General features: G+C 56.1%; 14 protein-coding genes. All 14 read left to right on the forward strand.

All coding sequences use genetic code 11. The features are described from left to right. Positions 1–65: 65 nt before the first annotated feature. The 14 genes from HKX44_RS18665 to HKX44_RS18730 all read left to right on the forward strand — a co-directional run bounded on the left by HKX44_RS18665 (position 66) and on the right by HKX44_RS18730 (position 18078). A complete protein-coding gene (locus tag HKX44_RS18665; RefSeq protein WP_276153736.1) occupies positions 66–2402 on the forward strand; it encodes a copper-translocating P-type ATPase in 2337 nt (778 codons plus the stop codon). 15 nt (positions 2403–2417) lie between these two features. Next, on the forward strand, positions 2418–3776 hold the full coding sequence (locus tag HKX44_RS18670; RefSeq protein WP_276152861.1) for an APC family permease: 1359 nt from the start codon (positions 2418–2420) through the stop codon (positions 3774–3776). A gap of 1 nt (position 3777) precedes the next feature. Then, a complete protein-coding gene (locus HKX44_RS18675) occupies positions 3778–4188 on the forward strand; it encodes a hypothetical protein (protein ID WP_276152862.1) in 411 nt (136 codons plus the stop codon). Positions 4189–4297: 109 nt separating this feature from the next. Continuing rightward, entirely contained in the window at positions 4298–4915 is a 618-nt protein-coding gene (locus HKX44_RS18680) for a sigma-70 family RNA polymerase sigma factor (RefSeq protein WP_203243478.1), read from the forward strand. A 149-nt stretch (positions 4916–5064) separates the two neighbouring features. Further along, positions 5065–5340 (forward strand): DUF5676 family membrane protein, encoded by a 276-nt coding sequence (locus HKX44_RS18685; RefSeq protein ID WP_188678666.1) that lies wholly within the window; start codon positions 5065–5067, stop codon positions 5338–5340. Between the two features lie 43 nt (positions 5341–5383). Next, positions 5384–5545, forward strand: a complete 162-nt coding sequence (locus tag HKX44_RS18690) for a hypothetical protein (protein WP_203243566.1) — start codon at positions 5384–5386, stop codon at positions 5543–5545. A 123-nt stretch (positions 5546–5668) separates the two neighbouring features. Then, a complete protein-coding gene (locus HKX44_RS18695; protein WP_203243477.1) occupies positions 5669–6571 on the forward strand; it encodes a DMT family transporter in 903 nt (300 codons plus the stop codon). Positions 6572–7001: 430 nt separating this feature from the next. Further along, complete coding sequence (locus HKX44_RS18700; protein WP_276152864.1) at positions 7002–9035, forward strand: ParB/RepB/Spo0J family partition protein; 2034 nt, start codon at positions 7002–7004, stop codon at positions 9033–9035. Between the two features lie 124 nt (positions 9036–9159). Beyond that, on the forward strand, positions 9160–9567 hold the full coding sequence (locus HKX44_RS18705; RefSeq protein ID WP_276152865.1) for a DUF3768 domain-containing protein: 408 nt from the start codon (positions 9160–9162) through the stop codon (positions 9565–9567). Between the two features lie 119 nt (positions 9568–9686). Then, a complete protein-coding gene (locus tag HKX44_RS18710; RefSeq protein ID WP_276152866.1) occupies positions 9687–10004 on the forward strand; it encodes a hypothetical protein in 318 nt (105 codons plus the stop codon). Between the two features lie 83 nt (positions 10005–10087). Beyond that, positions 10088–10666, forward strand: coding sequence for a hypothetical protein (locus HKX44_RS18715; protein ID WP_276152867.1), 579 nt, complete (start codon positions 10088–10090; stop codon positions 10664–10666). 269 nt (positions 10667–10935) lie between these two features. Then, on the forward strand, positions 10936–12459 hold the full coding sequence (locus HKX44_RS18720) for a hypothetical protein (RefSeq protein ID WP_276153248.1): 1524 nt from the start codon (positions 10936–10938) through the stop codon (positions 12457–12459). A gap of 193 nt (positions 12460–12652) precedes the next feature. Continuing rightward, entirely contained in the window at positions 12653–17023 is a 4371-nt protein-coding gene (locus HKX44_RS18725) for a strawberry notch-like NTP hydrolase domain-containing protein (RefSeq protein WP_276152869.1), read from the forward strand. Then, the gene (locus HKX44_RS18730; RefSeq protein WP_276152870.1) at positions 17020–18078 is read left to right on the forward strand and encodes a toprim domain-containing protein; all 1059 of its coding nucleotides are present in this window, start codon (positions 17020–17022) and stop codon (positions 18076–18078) included. The genes HKX44_RS18725 and HKX44_RS18730 overlap by 4 nt, the downstream gene beginning before the upstream one ends. Positions 18079–18285: the final 207 nt, after the last annotated feature.

Genomic DNA, 18285 nt, shown 5'->3' on the forward strand with positions numbered 1-18285 from the left:
GATCACAACAGAAATCGGCAAGCCGTCTTGTCGCAAAGACAGCATATTTAAGGAACGTCTGCATCATGCAACACTCACATTCACCCGCTGATACGTCCTTGTACGTTTGTCCCATGCATCCGGAAGTTCAACAAGACGGGCCGGGGGATTGTCCCAAGTGCGGTATGCATCTGGTGCCAAAGGCAGAGGCAGACGCCGCTGCACATACAGGGTATGGAGTCCACGGTCATCATGGGGCCGAAAAGGTGCCCGCTGGTGATTTGGATGGTGTTCCTGCCGGATTTGACGGCGCTGTTTACACGTGCCCGATGCACCCAGACGTGCGCCAGCCGCATGCAGGGTCCTGTCCGATTTGCGGAATGGGACTGGAGTTGGAATCGGCAACAATGGACGACGGACCCAACCACGAGCTTGTCGATTTCACGCGCCGGTTCTGGTTTGGGGCAATTTTGACAATCCCTCTGCTGATCCTGACAATGGGCCCGTATCTGGGTCTGCCTGTCCGCGACATATTTGGAGAACGCGCCACGCTTTGGATCGAACTGGTCCTTGGCGCGCCTGTCGTACTCTACAGCGGTTGGCCGTTTCTTGTACGGGGCTGGAACTCCTTCAAAACCATGAACCTCAACATGTTCTCGTTGATTGCTATGGGCGTCATGGCCGCGTGGATATTCAGTATCGTTGCTGTTCTTGTGCCGTCCATTTTTCCAAGCGGCTTTCGTGATGTCGACGGTAATGTCGGCGTCTACTTCGAGGCCGCCGCCGTGATTGTCACATTGGTCTTGTTGGGGCAGGTAATGGAATTGCGCGCACGCGAAGGCACAGGCAAGGCGATCCGCGCACTGCTTGATATGGCGGCCAAAACCGCAAGTGTCATTCGCGAAGATGGCACTGAAGAAGAAATCCCACTTGAGGATGTTCTTGTTGGGGACCACGTCCGTGTGCGCCCCGGCGACAAGGTTCCGGTGGACGGCACAGTGACCGAAGGGCGATCGTCCATCGACGAGAGCATGATCACAGGCGAACCTGTTCCTGTCGAAAAGGTCGAAGGCGACACCGTCACGGGTGCTACGATCAACGGCACGGGCAGTCTTGTGATTGCGGCCACCCGGGTCGGGTCCGATACGATGTTGTCCCAAATCGTCGAAATGGTATCAAACGCGCAACGTAGCCGCGCACCAATCCAGAAATATGCGGATCAAGTTGCAGGGTACTTTGTGCCGATTGTGATCTTGGTGGCGGTTCTTGCCTTTGCTGCGTGGGCGCTTTGGGGTCCGGCACCTGCACTGTCCTATGCGCTAATCTCTGCGGTTGCGGTGCTGATCATCGCGTGCCCCTGTGCGCTTGGTCTGGCGACACCCATGTCAATCATGACAGCCACTGGTCGCGGGGCGCAAGCGGGTGTTCTGATCAAAAACGCCGAGGCGCTGGAACGGTTTGAAAAGGTCGATACCTTGATTGTCGACAAGACCGGCACGCTGACTGAAGGCAAGCCAACTTTAGTTGCCGTCTTGCCCGAGGCTGGCCACGATGAAGCGGAGGTATTGCGCCTTGCCGCATCACTTGAGCGCGGGTCAGAACACCCGCTTGCCGAGGCAATCGTGCGCGGTGCGCAGGAACGTGGCGTTGACATGGTCACGGCAACCGACTTTGAAGCCATCACTGGTAAGGGTGTGAAAGGTGTTGTTGATGGCAAGCGCGTAGCACTTGGTAACCGCGCGTTGATCACCGATATGGGCCTTGAAGGCGGGGATTTGATCGACAAGGCCAACCTGCGCCGTGACGAAGGCGAAACAGTTATGTTTGTCGTTCTTGATGGCAAAATTGCAGGACTGGTCAGCGTTGCGGACCCTGTAAAGGAAACCACACCTGCGGCCCTAAAAGCGCTGCACGAACTGGGCTTCCGGATCATCATGGCAACGGGCGACAACGAACGCACCGCCAAGGCAATCGGTGTCCGTCTGGGGATTGACGAAATCCGTGCCGACGTTCTGCCGCAAGACAAGGCGCGTATCGTGCGCGAATTGCAGGAAGCTGGCGCAAAAGTTGCGATGGCGGGTGATGGCGTGAACGATGCACCTGCCTTGGCACAGGCTGACGTCGGTATTGCGATGGGCACAGGTGCGGATGTCGCGATTGAAAGCGCAGGGATTACCCTGTTGAAAGGGAATCTTGACGGGATCGTGCGTGCGCGCAAGCTGGCAAGTGCGACGATGCGCAACATTCGCCAGAACCTGTTCTTTGCACTGATCTACAACACTGCAGGTGTTCCGGTCGCTGCGGGCATTCTGTTCCCCTTCTTCGGAATATTGATCAGCCCAATGTTCGCGGCATTCGCCATGAGCGCGTCTTCGATTTCCGTTGTGCTCAACGCACTACGGCTGCGCAGTGCAAAAATCTAAACCCAAGGATATCCAATGCAACATGACCACAGCGGCGCTGATACGAACGATACAGACCTGAACAAAGGCTCGATCAGTCTCAGTGGCGCTGTGGGCATGGGGACGGGGGTCATGATCGGGGCAGGGATCTTTGCTTTGACTGGTCAGATCGCCCAGCTGGCAGGACCATATTTTGCGCTGTCATTTGTATTGGGCGCGATCATCACATCGTTAAGTGCCTACAGTTACATCAAGATGTCCAATGCGTGGCCGTCGTCAGGTGGCGTCGCGATGATTTTGCAAAAGGCATACGGGCCGGGTGCGATTGCTGCGGCGGCCGCCTTGTTGATGGCGCTTTCAATGGTGATTTCAGAAAGCCTTGTGGCACGGACATTTGCGACCTATGTGCTGCGCCCGTTTGACATATCCAGCGGCCCGTTGGTTCCTCTCTTGGCCGTCGGCGTGATCTTGTTTGCTTTTCTTGTGAATGTCTCGGGCAACAGATCAGTGGGCCTGCTGTCGATTATCATGGCCGTCGTGAAAATTGGCGGCATTGCGGTGTTTGGCATTGTCGCATTGTGGGTTGGCGGGTTGAGTTTCCCGAATGCCAGCAGCAGTGGGGCCGGATTTGACGCGACCGGATTTGTGGCCTCTGTTGCGCTGTCGATCCTTGCGTTCAAAGGCTTCACAACAATCACGAACAGCGGCGGGGAAATCACGGACCCTCACCGCAATGCAGGGCGCACGATCATGATCTCGATCGCGATCTGTGTTGTGATCTATTTGTTGGTTGCACTGGCGGTCGGATCCAACCTGACCATTGATCAGATCGTTGCCGCCAAAGACTATTCACTGGCCGAAGCCGCCGCACCTGCGTTTGGTCAAGCGGGGTTCTATTTCACGGTTGTTTTGGCCGCCGTAGCGACTGCATCAGGTGTTTTGGCAAGCGTTTTTGCCGTCTCGCGGATGTTGGCGATGCTAACGGACATGAAAATGATCCCGCACCGGCATTTCGGAATGTCTGGTCCAGTTCGCAGCCACACCTTGGTTTATACCGTGGTGATGGCATCAATTTTGGCGGTCTTTTTCGATCTCAGCCGGATCGCGTCATTTGGGGCGTTCTTTTACCTGGTCATGGATATGTTGGTGCACTGGGGCGTGTTCCGGCACTTGCGGCATGAAATTGGCGCGAACGGCATCATTCTGATGTGCGCACTGGCGTTTGACGCAGTTGTTCTTGCAGCATTCACCGTGATGAAACTGGGGTCGGACCCGATTATTGTTTTCATTGCAGCCATCGCTATTGGGGCCGTTTTTGTGTTCCAGCGGATATATTTGAAACAATGGTATGTGGCCCCATCCGACGACAAAGATCATACCATGGAGGGCATGTGACATGCTGACGTTTATTGGAAACCATCCGATGCGGAGTGGTCTGATCGTCGCACTTGCGGTCAGCGTCCCACACCTGCTTTTGCCGATGGATTGGTCGGTTGCGGCAGCGGCCCTAACCCTAGCGTTTATTGCGGGCATATATGTTGGATTTACTGTGATACATGGCCAGGAACAGGCTTTCGTGTCAGAAGTCTCCGTTGCCATTACCTTTGGGGTGCTTGCTTTGGGTGGATTGGTCATAGCGCCTTGGATCATTCCGTTTGGTTTGGCGGGACACGCGGTTTGGGACATGCTTCACTATAGGAAATCCCATTTCCTGAAGGATGTCCCGAAGTGGTATGTCCCGTTCTGCATCATAATTGATGTCATACTGGCGGCGGTGCTCGCGATCAGTTGGGGCCTGTGGCGCTAACGCGGTATTTGCATTTCTGCTGATTTTGGACTACAACTTGGTGGGTCTTGTGCCGCCACTTTTGACAAGCGCACGGGCCACATTTCTATTTTAAGAGAGGTCCGGTCAATTGAGCAATGGCGATCATTTTTCCGGCGACGTCCTACCGACGACTGACCCCTCTGTTGAGGCGCTTTCTGTTAACCGGAAGATGTTTCTTGGTTTTCTGGTCAAGCGATTGGGAAACGTAACCGAGGCCGAGGATGTTTTGCAGGAGTTCTGTATCAGGGTCATGCAACGCAAAGACCAGCTGCGTGAAACCGACAAACTGACAGCTTGGCTCTATGCGGTCCTGCGCTCTACTTTAAATGATCACTACCGCAAGATCGGGCGTGGTCGCAGGCTTAGCGCCGCTTTCGAGAATGAACAGAAAACGGCGGACGTAAGCGAAGACGGAGCCGAAGAATTCGACCACGTTTGCCAATGTGTAACGGGGCTCATGCCATTCATGCGCCCGGATCAAAGTGATCTGATACGTCGCGTGGATATTGAAGACGACGACCGGCGATCCGTTGCCGCTGACCTTGGTGTATCTGTCGGGGCCTTAGGTGTGCGGCTCCACCGTGCGCGCGCGGCATTACGCGACAGTTTGCTGGACCACTGCGGCGGCTGTTGCAAAGACGGCTTTAGTGATTGTTCTTGCCCGCCGGGAGGCTGCCAAAACAAAGCTACGCAATCCAGTTGCTAGGTCGAAAAACCAACTTACCTTGTATTTGAAAGCATCACGCAGATTTCCGCGGTCAATTGTGTAATGTTCTTGCGGCACATACGTCTACCTTACTGAAAGCGCTTATCCTGTCCATCGGACACTAAGCGCTGCACAGAAGGAGAGATGTTATGACCATTGCCACCACCCCCCAAATACCCGTCAAGGCGCTCGGATGGAGTCTTGGTGCATTTTTTGCAATCACCTTTGCAATCTGCGTGGCATTCGGACTTATCTTTACCGGAGCCACAATGTTTAAGGCATGGCTGCCGCTATTTCCGTGGGTCACTTGGATTAGTTGGTCAAGCTTTGGCCTAGGACTCATCGAAGCCTTTGCCTATGGCTGGTTCGTTGCCCTCATCTTTGGCCCGTTGTTCAACTACTTTTCCGCACGGCAAAGGCGCTGAGATCAGCCCACCATTTCGAAAACTTCAAACAGAAAGAAAACTCATGCAATGGCTCGCAGAAAACTGGTTTCTCGTTCTCTTCGGCGGTGGCATGATTGCCATGCACTTGTTCGGTCACGGACATGGTGGGCACGGCAAAAAGAAACCTGATGAAGTGTCCAAAACTAACGCGGCCCCCGAAACGGATCGACAGGATGAACATTGATGTATCCTAAGATTTGACACTGGACGACAATATTAACGGTACAAATCAAACCCAAAACAGCGACGCTGAGGATCTCCCTTGGGTCTACCCAAAAGAAATCCCGCTATCACTTAGGAAGTTTGTATGCGCGCCATCATTTTAGCGAAGATTCTGTTGGCAATGATACTTTGGGCTGCATGCTTCCCACTGCTGACGATCGGCATAAAATTCGCGCCGCACCTTGCGTTTGCGACGCTACGTGCGCTCATTGCCGGACTTATTCTAGTTGGTCTTGCTATGGCCCTTGGACGGCCAAGCCCGAAAGGTGTTCGCACATGGTTGACGCTTGCTTTAATTGGCCTTGGGGCAACCAGCCTGGGGTTTCTCGGCATGTTTCACGCAGCTGAATTGGTCTCACCCGGGATCGCGACCGTCATTGCCAATAGTCAACCGTTGCTCGCTGCGGGCCTTGCAGGTGTCGTCCTTGGCGAACGGTTAACACTTCGGGGCAAAGTTGGCCTTTCGTTAGGTTTTTCCGGTATTGTCATGATTGCAGCGCCAGGCCTTTTTGCTGGGGCGCAATCCAACTATATCATCGGTGTCAGTTACATCGTGCTTGCAGCACTTGGCATCACTGTCAGCAATATTGTTTTGAAACGGATCGCCGCCACGGTAGACCCATTGATGACAATCGGATGGCAGTTTCTAATTGGGGCGGTTCCGCTTGCGATCCTCTCGGCATCCACTGAAACGCCGCTGGCGATTGACTGGTCTATTTCCTTCATCGTGGTCCTGATCACCCTGTCTGTACTTGGGTCCGCTTTGGTCTACGTGTTGTGGATGTCCGTGTTGTCCGAAGTCGCATTAAGTCAGGCCAATGCCTTTAGTTTCCTTGTTCCCTTCTTCGGACTAACCATGGGCGTTCTGTTTTATAATGAAACGCTAAGTGCCGCAGTAATTTTCGGTATCGGTCTAGCGGTGGCTGGCGTGGCACTCGTAAGTAGAAACGGCGTTGTCGACACGGCGGATTTAGTTGCGGCTGAATGAAAAACCATTCAAAAAAGATGTCCAAAACTGTCAATATTTAACATAAGTATCCTTATCAGTATTTTATCAGGTGGTAAAATTTTACCAACACATTTGCTTCTTAGCCACCTCGCTATCATAGAACTGCTGCCGGATTCACGTCGCGTTATTCGTGATAAAAGCTCCCTGCCCCATCTAGAGCTCCTGCGAATTAGGTTTTGGGCCGCAAGCAAAGTACGAGACGCCGCACTCTGATGGATTGTTCCGCGCCGTGCCTGATGCTGCTGAGAGGAAGAGGAAGGTCAGCCCGGGTTGCCGGGCTTTGAAGGGAGAGAGAGGCTCTCCCGGACCGGCTCCAAGAAGGAGCTCTCCGATGACCAACCCTAAATCCAAATCCGCAGCCAAGTCCAAGGCGGCTGGCGCTGCCAGCTTGCCAGAGCTGGAACCGCAAATGATCCCGCTTAACAAGATTGTGATCAGCCCAAAGAACGTCCGCAAGACACCGGCGACCGATGACCAGGATGCCGAACTTTACGCCAGTATCAAAGAGACCGGCCTCAAACAGAACCTTCTCGTGCACAAAGTTGGCACGAAGTTTCATGTGCATGCCGGCGGGCGACGTTTGGCGGCCCTGAACAAGCTGGCGGAAGAGAATATCATTAAGCCTAACCATCCGATCGCGTGCTCTGTGGAAGATCCGGATCAGGCCGAAGACACATCCGCTGCTGAAAACATGATCCGCGCCGCCATGCATGCTGCCGATCAGTTCGAGGCATTTGCTGCATTGCGCAAAAAGGGTCGCTCTGAGGATGAGATTGCAAAACGGTTCGGGATTACTAACGATCTCGTGCGCCGGCGTCTCAAGCTCGCCTCGGTATCACCCGACCTGATGCAGATTTTTCGGGAAGGTGAGATGTCGCTCGATTGCGTCATGGCCTTCACATTGACCGACGATCACGCGCGCCAGGTTGAAGCGTGGGAGGTAGTCAAGCAGCACTACAATCCCTCCCCCCATTCGATCCGGAACCATCTCACCCAGAAATCCTATTCCGGCTCCTCCAAACTGGCTCTGTTCGTCGGTATCGACGCATACAAGCAAGCAGGCGGTTCCGTCATTGAGGACCTCTTTTCCGAGCGCGACGCGATGCATCTGGAGGATCCAGACTTGCTGGAGAAATTGGCGATGGATAAGCTACAAGGTCTGGTTGCGGACGCGACCAAGATCTGGAAATGGGCGGAGGCCTGTCTGGACGTCGACTATGATAGCTTTCGTCCATACGGCCGGATCTATCCGCAACCGCTCGATCCCGATCCGAAGCTCGCCGCAGAAAAAACCAAACTGGAAAACCGTCACGCCGTCCTGGAAACGGATTACGATGAGCAGATGTGGACAGAGGAACTTCAGGAAGAAGAAGATCAGATCTGGAAACGCATCCGCGAAATCGACGAAATCGAGGAAGCCAACGTTGCCTACACCGACGGTGACTACAAGATCGCCGGATGTATCGTAAGCATCTCCCATAATGGCGAGGCGCGGCTAGAAACCGGGTTGGTGCGACCCGCGGACATTCCCAAACCGGCCGATACTGATGTTGTAGATAACGCCGAAGGCGGATCATTTTCTAAAGGTAACAACACCCTTTCAGGACCGGCCATCGAGCTTCCGGCCGCGATGTCTCGACCCGATACCCCATTGAACGCAACCGACGCGGCGCGAAAGGCCCAAGGGATGCCACGGTCTCTGGCCGACGATCTGCGGGCGACGCGGCATCAGATCATTCGGGCGCATTTGGCGGCTGATTATGCCACCGCCTATGACGCGATGCTCTATGCGATGGTCACCTCGGTTTTCGGCAATTACCGTCGCGAGTCTCCTCTTGATCTATCGCTGCGTCCCGCGACGACAACGGCATCACGGGAGACTCTGAAAGACACTGTTGCTGAACGCATGCTCGAAGCGCTTAATGACGGTCTCAACATTGCTTGGATGGAGGCCAAGGCACCGGAGGATCTAGCGCAACTGTCAGCGCTGTCTGAGCCTGACAAACAGGCGTTGTTCGCGTGGTGTGCGGCCTATGCGCTGAACCAACAGCTCTCCAATGATACTGGCGCAAGCGCTGTGATCGAGGCGATCGGATCACGTCTCAATGTGGATGTTGCCGCCTGCTGGCGTCCGACGGCCGATACCTATTGGGGTCGGGTAAAGAAAGACCATGCACTCGATATGGCAAAGGCGTTGATTGATGATCGTTGGGCAGATGATAAGTCGGGGCTGCGCAAAGCCGAGATCGCAAAAGCGATGGAACAGGCCTTCTGCGACACGCCGCAAGAGGCGGCTGGTCTGACGGCACAGGCCGCTGCCAAGACATCCCGCTGGTTGCCAGACGGAATGGTTGTTGGCGAAGAGGCAGCTAATCAGGCGAAACTCAACTCGGTAGAAGTTGACGCAGACACCCTGCCCGCATTCATGAGCGACGCAGCTTAACGCCAAGTCGAAAGGTTCAGCTCTTGGATCGTTCCCATCCCACCAAGGGATCGGGGGCGGTCCTATCGCGCTGTCGGGCAAACCAGTGCCGAATGGGTCGGCCATCCCGCCATGGAGAAAGATCATGAACCAGGCAACACAATCTACCGCACCGCAAGATGAACAGGACGTCACCAATCCTGCGATTGCAGCGATCATCGCGCAACAAAACGATGCTTTCCGCACATCCGTGACCGCATCTTTCAAAGCGCCAAGTGTCCCGCCCGGCAAACTCGTCATGACAGCCGGCATCGCTGCACAAAGCGATGAATTCCGCGCTGCGCTCATCGAGGCGCTGGTCGCCTTCGATGCGTTCGACGCCAATAGCGACCCTTACGGATTGCACGAGATGGGTGTGCTCGAAATCGAAGGTGAACGCGTCTGGTTCAAATTTGATCTGTATGATGAAAACTACGAATACGGTGCGGAAACACCGACCGATCCCAAGCGAACCCGCCGTGTCCTGACGTTGCTGCTTCCATCCGAATACTAACCGCAACACGTGCCCATTGATATCTGGACCGTTCTCATGATCGAGGACGGTCCTATCCGTCTGACGGGTTTCACAAGGGGCCGGATGATCCGGGCTCGCCCGTCACGGAGACCAGACAAATGGCTAAACCCTGCGAATACAAAGTCACGCTTCACCCCGCCCACAAAGACCGCGGTTTCGTCGTCACCAAATACGACATCTTTGGTGGCACCTATCCCAGCAAAGAGTTTACCGCAGCCGGGATGGAGGATCTCGTCGATCAGGTCACGCATTTCGCGATGGAACATGGCGAGGGCTGTAACGCGTCGGTGCGCTGTCTCGCGCCGCGTAAACCGCCCGGCTTCAAAAAGGCCACCGAGAACCTCTATTTCAACCTCTTGAGCAAGGAGCAGTTTGAGGCCGCCGAGGCCAGGAAGGCTGAAAGCGCCGCCGCCTGATCAATCCAAAACATTAATACAAAGACCAAGGCTCGCCAATCACGGCGGGCCTTTTCGTCTTTGCCGGAAAGAGGAGAAGACCAATGGAAAACCCCATCTATGAGGAAACTTACCGAGACCACACCATCAAAATCATGTACGATACCGATCCCGAAAGCCCTCGCGACTTTGACAATATCGGCACGATGAATTGCTGGCACCGCCGCTACACTCTTGGCGACAAACACGACTATGCCGATCCCCGTGAGTTGCTGATCGACCTCTGCGACTTTGATAGCGATACCGAACTTTCGATGAACGCCCTGTTCGAGAGGGCCGAAAAGCGCGCCGTTATCTTACCGCTCTATCTCTATGATCACAGCGGCATCACCATCAACACCACAGGGTTTCACTGTCCGTGGGATTCCGGCCAGGTCGGCTACATCTATGTGACGCTGGATGACGTCCGCAAGGAACACAGCGTCACCCGCGTCTCAAAGAACTTGCGTACCAAGCTCGCAGATTATCTGCGCCAAGAAGTCCAAACCTACGACCATTATCTGACCGGAAATTGCTACGGCTTCGTTGTCGAAAAGGATGAGAACGAGGTCGCGTCCTGCTGGGGGTTTTTGGGCGATTATGACGGCTATTGTTTGGCTGAGGCTAAATCGTCGATGAACTGACACCGCCGCGCGTCTTGCTTGGCGGCGCGCCTGCCGGAAAGAGGGAGAGGCTGATTGGGAAAGGGCAAGCCTTCCCCTATGAGAGAGAGTTTCCGGGAAGGCGTCACCCCTCTTCAAGGAGCTTTCCGATGAATACCCCAACATCCTTTCACGCCTGCGTCGCTGATGACGCGATCTCCAAGGTATCACGTCTGTTCAACGCCACATTCGAAGATATCTTTGCCGAATTATTTCAAAACGCACGCCGCGCCGGAGCGACACAGATCTCAGTGAGCCAGATCGATTATCCCAACATCGGTCCAGTTATCTGCCTGATCGACGACGGCCCCGGTCTTAACGATCCCAGAGACCTTTTCACACTGGGACAGAGCGCGTGGGACGAGGACGTTCAATCGATGGAAGACGCAGCTGGCATGGGGTTTTTCTCTTTGGCTGGTCGAAGGGTCAGGATCATAGCCCAGAAACAGGGCACGCCCCAATCTTGGATGATCGATGCCCAACCCGACAGTTTTGGCGGAACGGTTCCGATCACTTGCAATGACGGCCCCGCCAACCATGATGGCACCACGATCTTAATCGCCACCAAAGCCAACGAAAGCTATGTCGCTGCCGCCAACCACGCAGCGCGGTATTTGCCCTTTGACGTCATGGTCGACGGCGTGCGCGTCGAGCGCAAAGATTTCCTGTCAGATGCCGAGCACATCGAAGAGTGGAACGGCATTCGGATCGGGATCTATGAACGCGGCCCGATCAGTTTCCGTAACAACGAGACGGTCAATTTTCACGGAGTGACCCTCTATGGCCGCTTGCCGAGCGTGGGCCAAGAATTCCATCGATCATACTACGCACGTCTGGATGTCATCCAGTGCACAGATATCAAGCTGGTTCTGCCCGCCCGTAAGGAAATCGTCGAGAACGCCTTCATGGACGAACTGCGCACCCATATCAGCACCATCTTTTATCAACTGATCAAAGCAGCTGGACCGCATTCTCTCTCCTATGACAATTTCAAGCGCGCCGCCGAGTTTGGCATCCATTTGCCGCCAGCCGCGATGCAATTGCGTGTGTTCGAGCCGAGCCACGCGGACAGCGACCAAAATGGCTATGGCAAGGTCGAAGTGATTGACGCAGATGATGTTGTCTTTGATTCAGAAGGTGGCGCGATCGAGGAGCAGAATCTCGCCTTCGCGCTCTCCGCCCAGCGTGCTGAAACCAAACTTTATGATCCTAAAGTCGGATTTGAAGGCTACGATTGGTATGACCAACTGGCCCGGGTGTCGGTCAAAGGATACCGCATCATCGGTGATACTGACACGGTGTGCGTCGAGCCGGGCAAACGCCACACGATGATCGAGCGGCCAGATCAATTGGAAATCCATTGCACATTGTCAGATGCGCCCCTTACCGAGGAATGGACCCTGGCAACGGACTGGTTGATCTTCGGGGAAGATGATTGGGGTCTGGATGAGGTTGATATCGTCGTCACCAAGGCGTCCAAGGCGACCAGTGCCGATCTCGTCGATTTCCTCGAACATGCTCTGTTCAATCCATCGGATGATAGCGAAGCCGGGTCCTTCGATCAGCAGCAACGTTGGTTCCGTGATGAGGCTGAAGACCTCGCCATCAATATGCTCGAGACCAGCCTTGAGGCGCAAATCAATGCGATCACCCGCGTTATTGATCGCGAGCTCTATTGGCTGCGCCGACAGGATCAGATCATTACAGTCATTATTGGCAAGGGGCGGATTGATGTCAGCGGGTTGGCCACCCAGCAGGTGACAGCAGCTGAGTAAGATCAGCGACGGGATGGCTATCTGCTATCCCGTCTCAGGAACAAGAATACGACCCTCCCTCATTGCTAGGCGCGGTCCAGCATGGGTTTTCCGCAAAGAGGGAGAGGAAGGTCCGGGGAAAGGGCAAGCCCTCCCCGGTGTCAGAGAGAGTTCTGCGGGGATGGGTGGCAACCCTTTGACCTGGAGATTTCCCATGACAGATATGCTTACTGCAGGCGCGCCGTCGCGTGCCGCCGCGCTGCTTCAGGCGGCCCATCAACTGCTTCCATATTTTGAACAGGGCAAAGCGCTCGACCAAAAGATCGTGCGTGCAGCCATGGAGGCCGCTTTTGGTGGCTCTGACGCCTCCGGGGCTTGGGTATGGAAGGACGGATACGAAGTCGGCGAATGCGCGCAGATCCTGCTGCTGCTCAAATATGGCGCACTGATGCGTCGCCAATGCGACACGCCCGCCAAGTTCTTGGCAATTGTGGAGAAGATTGCGGGCTTCGCACTATCACACACCCGCCGCAGCGAGACTTCGCAAAAGCTGCAGCAATTCTCGACGCCTCTGCCACTGTCTTGGATCGTTGCCGAAGCTGCGCAATGTCGGGCTGATGATGTCGTTCTAGAACCCTCCGCCGGCACCGGCCTCTTGGCGATCTACGCGAAGTTGGCGGGCGCAAAACTTCATCTTAACGAGATCGATGATGTCCGTGCTGACCTGTTGGGCGAACTGTTCCCTGATGCCGCAGTAAGCCGTCATGATGCCAGTTCAATAGATGATCGGCTGGATGCGTCCGTTTCGCCGAGCCTTATCATCATGAACCCGCCGTTCTCCGCCGCACTCAGTGTTGAAGGTCGCTACAAGGCCGCGATGGGACAGCATGTTCTGTCGGCGCTTGATCGGTTACAGCCAGATGGCCGGTTGGTCGTTGTCTCCGTCGCCAACGTTTCTCAAGCAAACACGGCGTTCCGCTCCGCCTTCAAGCGCATCGGCGAGATCGCTACGATCCGCTTTTCCGCGCCGATCGCGGGCCGGGTTTACGCGCGCCACGGCACGACGACCGAAACCCGCCTGACGGTCATCGACAAGCGCGAAGGTCTCACCCCCGATCTGACCGCCGCCTATCATGATCAGGCGGAAAGCTCGCAAGCGCTTCTGGCCTTGGTGCAAGCCCATTGTCCGCCCCGCTTGATTTTTGAGCCAACTGAACAGGCCGCAAACGCTTCAAGGTCCTCAGTTGTGCAGTCACCATCAATCCAATCTTTGCGAGATAAAGCGCGCAGCCAGGTGCGGGCGGTAGAGGCGGAGAAAGCACGGCATCCATTTGATCTGATCGAGGCAGAAGAGATCGCCTACCTACCGAAACTCTGGACGGAAAAATCAAGCCGTCTGACCGAGGCGCTTTATGAAGGTTATGAGGTTCAGTCGATTACCATCGAAGGCGCACATCCGCATCCAACGGCCCTTGTGCAATCAGCTGCCATGGCTTCGGTCGCACCACCCCTTCCCTCCTATCGACCTAAATTGCATGCCAAGCTGATCACGGACGGCGCGCTGTCCGACGCACAGATCGAAAGCATCATATACGCGGGGGAGGCCCACGAGCAACATTTGAGCAGCTGGTTCCGTCATGATGACGAAGACCAACGCCTTATCGCGTGTGAAGCGGATGCCGAAGACGGGTTTCAATTGCGCAAAGGCTGGTTCCTCGGGGACGGTACGGGCTGCGGCAAGGGCCGACAGGTCGCGGGTGTCATCCTCGACAATTGGGTGCGTGGGCGCAAGCGGGCGATCTGGGTTTCAAAATCCGACAAGCTGATCGAAGATGCGATCCGCGACTGGACTGCCATTGGCGGGCGTGTCTCTGACATCGTGCCCCTGTCCCGGTTCAAACAGGGCTCAGACATTCGCCTCGAACAAGGCATTCTGTTCGTCACCTATGCGACGCTGCGCACGGCCGAACGCCAGCATGACGATATCCTCAAAGCTTCCCGGCTCGATCAGGTCACCGCTTGGCTCGGCAAAGGTTTTGACGGCGTGATCGCATTCGATGAAGCCCATGCGATGGCGAACGCTGCAGGCGAAAAGGGAAAGGAAGGCGGACGGGGCGACAAACAGGCCTCGCAGCAAGGTCTAGCCGGATTAAAACTTCAAAACCTCGTGCCCGATGCACGGGTGCTCTATGTCTCGGCAACAGGTGCTACGATTGTTGGCAATCTCGCCTATGCCTCTCGTCTCGGTCTCTGGGCAACCGGTGACTCACCCTTTGCCACGCGCGAACAGTTCATCGCGGACATGGAAGCGGGCGGAATTGCTGCGATGGAGATCATCTCGCGCGATCTTAAAGCGCTCGGTCTTTATCTGGCGCGCTCGCTGTCCTACGAGGGTGTCGAATACGAGATGCTGGTGCACGATCTCACACCGGCACAGCGCGACATTTACGACAGCTACGCCGAAGCGTTCCAGGTGATCCATACCAATCTGGAAGCGGCACTTGAGGCTTCAGGCATTACTGCCGAGGACAGCACGCTAAATGTGCAGGCCAAATCAGCGGCCCGGTCAGCGTTCGAGAGCAATAAGCAGCGCTTCTTCAATCACCTGATCACCGCGATGAAATGCCCGAGCGTGATCAAATCCATGCAGAACGACTTAGAGAACGGTGCATCGGCGGTGGTTCAGATCGTCTCAACAAGCGAAGCCCTTATGGAACGGCGTCTGGCGCAGATCCCGGCATCGGAATGGCATGATCTGCATGTCGACATCACGCCGCGGGAATACGTATTCGATTATCTGATGCATTCGTTTCCAACCCAATTATTCGAGCCCTACACCGACGAAGACGGCAACCTCAAATCCCGTCCGGCGCGTGATGGTGATGGGAACCCGATTGAATGCCGGGAGGCGGCACGCAAACGCGATGCCATGGTCGAACGGCTTGGAGCACTGGCACCGGTGCAAGGCGCTCTCGATCAGATCTTGTGGCATTTCGGGAAAGAGCACGTAGCTGAAGTCACAGGACGCTCCCGGCGCATTGTCCGCACGCGCGATCATCGCCTGAAGGTCGAAAACCGGCCGGGATCATCCAACATCGGCGAGACGCAAGCCTTCATGAACGATGCCAAGCGCATCCTGATCTTCTCGGATGCGGGCGGGACAGGACGCTCCTACCATGCCGATCTTGGGGTTAAGAACCAAAGATTGCGGGTGCATTATTTGCTGGAGCCGGGCTGGCGGGCAGACAACGCAATCCAGGGGTTGGGCCGCACAAACCGCACCAATCAGGTGCAGCCGCCGTTGTTTCGACCCTGTGCGACCAACGTCAAAGGCGAAAAACGGTTCCTGTCGACGATTGCGCGACGGCTCGACACGCTCGGAGCCATCACCAAAGGCCAGCGCGAGACCGGCGGCCAGAACATGTTCCGTACTGAGGATAATCTCGAAAGTGCCTATGCCCGCAAGGCCCTGCGCAACTTCTTCTGGGATTTGACAAAGGGGCGGATCAGCGCGTGTTCGCAGACGAGGTTCGAAGAGATGACCGGCCTGTCACTCATGGACAGTGACGGCACGCTGAAAGAGCAGCTGCCGCCGATCCAGCAATTCCTAAACCGGTGTCTGGCGCTGACCATCGATATGCAGGATGCTATCTTTGAATGCTTCGGGGGATTACTCGGAGCGATCATCGATGACGCGATCGCGGCGGGCACTTATGAGGTCGGTTTGGAGACCTTGCGCGCAGAGAAGTTCGAGATCATCGACCGCAAGACGATCTTTGAGCACGCGGCGACCGGTGCGAAGGCGACTGCGCTGACAGTTGAACGAACTGACCGAAACCACCCACTGACTTTGGTGAAGGTCAAAGATTTTTGTCTGAGGCAGCCCAATGCCCAACGGATGCTCAACCGCAAATCAGAACGGGCAGCGGTGCTCATCCCAACCTCCAGCCTGATGACGGACGAGGGCGAGCCAATCGCACGGGTTGAATTGATGCGGCCGATGGCGACAGACCGGATGCTGGAGTTTGAGCTGCCCGCGTCCCACTGGGAGGAGGTTAGCGATTTTGAGTTCGAACGCGCCTGGACCAAGGAGGTCGACGCGGTGCCCGAAACGTCCGTCTCCAAGCTCACGTTGATCTCCGGCCTCTTACTACCGATCTGGGACCGTCTTCCAACGGACAACATGCGCATCTACCGCTTGCAAGCCGAGGATGGTGAACGCGCGATTGGCCGTATGGTGACACAGGATCAACTCGCCAACGTCTATGCAGCTCTTGGGCTCGAATGCTCGGTCGAGCTCACCGCCGATGAAATATTCGACGCGGTCCTCACACGTGGCCAAAGCCTGCCGCTGTCCGGTGGTCTAACCCTGCGCAGATCACGGGTGATGAGCGAATACCGGCTGGAACTCACCGGTTACAATACGGCCGCTTTGGAAAGCTATAAAGCGATGGGATGCTTCACCGAGATTATCTCCTGGGCCACGCGCCTGTTCATTCCGGCCCATGACACCCATGTCTTGGATCAGCTCATGGCACGCCACAAGATCACAGCAGCCGGATCCGGAGAGAGGAGTGCTGCATGACCAATTATGGCAGCAAGTTTGAAAGACTGGATCCGGGCGCTCTGGCCCGCGGTCTGGCGCGTCATGCCGAAGCGTTCTGTCGGCATTGGTTTCCCGAAGGACGCAAAGTTGGCAACTATTGGCAGATGGCAGATATCTCCGGTGCAAAAGGGCGAAGCCTGACGATCCGGTTGAAATCCCATGGCAGCAGGAAAGCTGGTAAGTGGACCGACCATCAGAATGGCGATCACGGCGACTTGCTCGATCTGTTGCACTACCATCTGGAACCTGTGGCTTACCCAGATCTGTTGCGGCAAGCCGCTGACTATCTCGGCGAGGCACCCGTGATACCAGATGACGGAACAAGCGATTATGAACCGGCCGTGGCCTCCAATCGTCAGGCGGCAGCGGGTCGCAAATTGTTCTCCTATGGCAGGCCGATCAGAAACACTTTGGCCGAGGCCTATCTGCGCGGTCGCGGTATCGCCCGGTTCGGGCCAGCCTTGGCGTTTCATACAAATGTCTATCTCAGGGCCCAGGATGGGACGCGTCTGGAAATCCCGGCACTTCTTGCGGCGATCACCGACAATGCGGGCACGGTCACAGGATGTTCGCGCGTCTTTCTCAATGCGCGGACGGGCGGTCTGGCCGCCATCGAGGCTCCGAAACGTGTACTCGGTCGCCTACATGGCAACGCGATCCGGTTTGGTGAAACGAGATCTTGCACCGATCTTCTCGCCGGCGAAGGGCTTGAGAACACGTTGTCCGTCGGGACGGCGCTTCCAAGGGCGGCTTTGGCCTGCTGCCTGACAGCAAACCATCTCGCTGCCTTCACCTACCCAGCCTCGATCAGGCGGCTCTGGATCGCGCGCGACAACGACGAGGCTGGCGCGCGCGCCGCAACCCGGCTTGCAGATCGCGCCGATGCGGACGGGATCGAACCGCTCATCCTGACCCCGGAGCGAGACGACTTCAACCTGGACCTCACGACGGACGGCGTGACGCAGCTGCGCCAACGGCTGGCGGCCTTCATCGATGCGCATGCATCTGAGCATGATCTCTGGCCCTCCGCGTAAGGGGGCCGGAAGGAAGCATGGGATCAGGCACTGACCTTTTGGCGGTGGCGCTGCGCCCTGTTCCGTTTGGATGCCGGGGTCGATGGACCGACAGGTCGGGCGCAAAGGCGCCCTCATCCCGTGCCGCAACGGCCAGGTCCCGTAAATTTCCCCTGCGCGCGTGCCGCGCCCATTCCTCGCGAGACAAATTTCCGCGCCCTGCCCGTC

Origin of the sequence: Sulfitobacter sp. M05, assembly GCF_029285175.1 — a bacterium.
In the GTDB taxonomy this organism is placed as follows: Bacteria; Pseudomonadota; Alphaproteobacteria; order Rhodobacterales; family Rhodobacteraceae; genus Sulfitobacter.

Excerpts from the sequence above, each read along its gene's own strand:
- HKX44_RS18675 (WP_276152862.1), top strand. The coding sequence starts at position 3,778 with ATGCTGACGTTTATTGGAAACCATCCGATGCGGAGTGGTCTGATCGTC.
- HKX44_RS18670 (WP_276152861.1), top strand. The coding sequence starts at position 2,418 with ATGCAACATGACCACAGCGGCGCTGATACGAACGATACAGACCTGAAC.
- HKX44_RS18665 (WP_276153736.1), top strand. The coding sequence starts at position 66 with ATGCAACACTCACATTCACCCGCTGATACGTCCTTGTACGTTTGTCCC.
- HKX44_RS18715 (WP_276152867.1), top strand. The coding sequence starts at position 10,088 with ATGGAAAACCCCATCTATGAGGAAACTTACCGAGACCACACCATCAAA.
- HKX44_RS18730 (WP_276152870.1), top strand. The coding sequence starts at position 17,020 with ATGACCAATTATGGCAGCAAGTTTGAAAGACTGGATCCGGGCGCTCTG.
- HKX44_RS18700 (WP_276152864.1), top strand. The coding sequence starts at position 7,002 with ATGATCCCGCTTAACAAGATTGTGATCAGCCCAAAGAACGTCCGCAAG.
- HKX44_RS18695 (WP_203243477.1), top strand. The coding sequence starts at position 5,669 with ATGCGCGCCATCATTTTAGCGAAGATTCTGTTGGCAATGATACTTTGG.
- HKX44_RS18690 (WP_203243566.1), top strand. The coding sequence starts at position 5,384 with ATGCAATGGCTCGCAGAAAACTGGTTTCTCGTTCTCTTCGGCGGTGGC.
- HKX44_RS18725 (WP_276152869.1), top strand. The coding sequence starts at position 12,653 with ATGACAGATATGCTTACTGCAGGCGCGCCGTCGCGTGCCGCCGCGCTG.
- HKX44_RS18685 (WP_188678666.1), top strand. The coding sequence starts at position 5,065 with ATGACCATTGCCACCACCCCCCAAATACCCGTCAAGGCGCTCGGATGG.
- HKX44_RS18710 (WP_276152866.1), top strand. The coding sequence starts at position 9,687 with ATGGCTAAACCCTGCGAATACAAAGTCACGCTTCACCCCGCCCACAAA.
- HKX44_RS18705 (WP_276152865.1), top strand. The coding sequence starts at position 9,160 with ATGAACCAGGCAACACAATCTACCGCACCGCAAGATGAACAGGACGTC.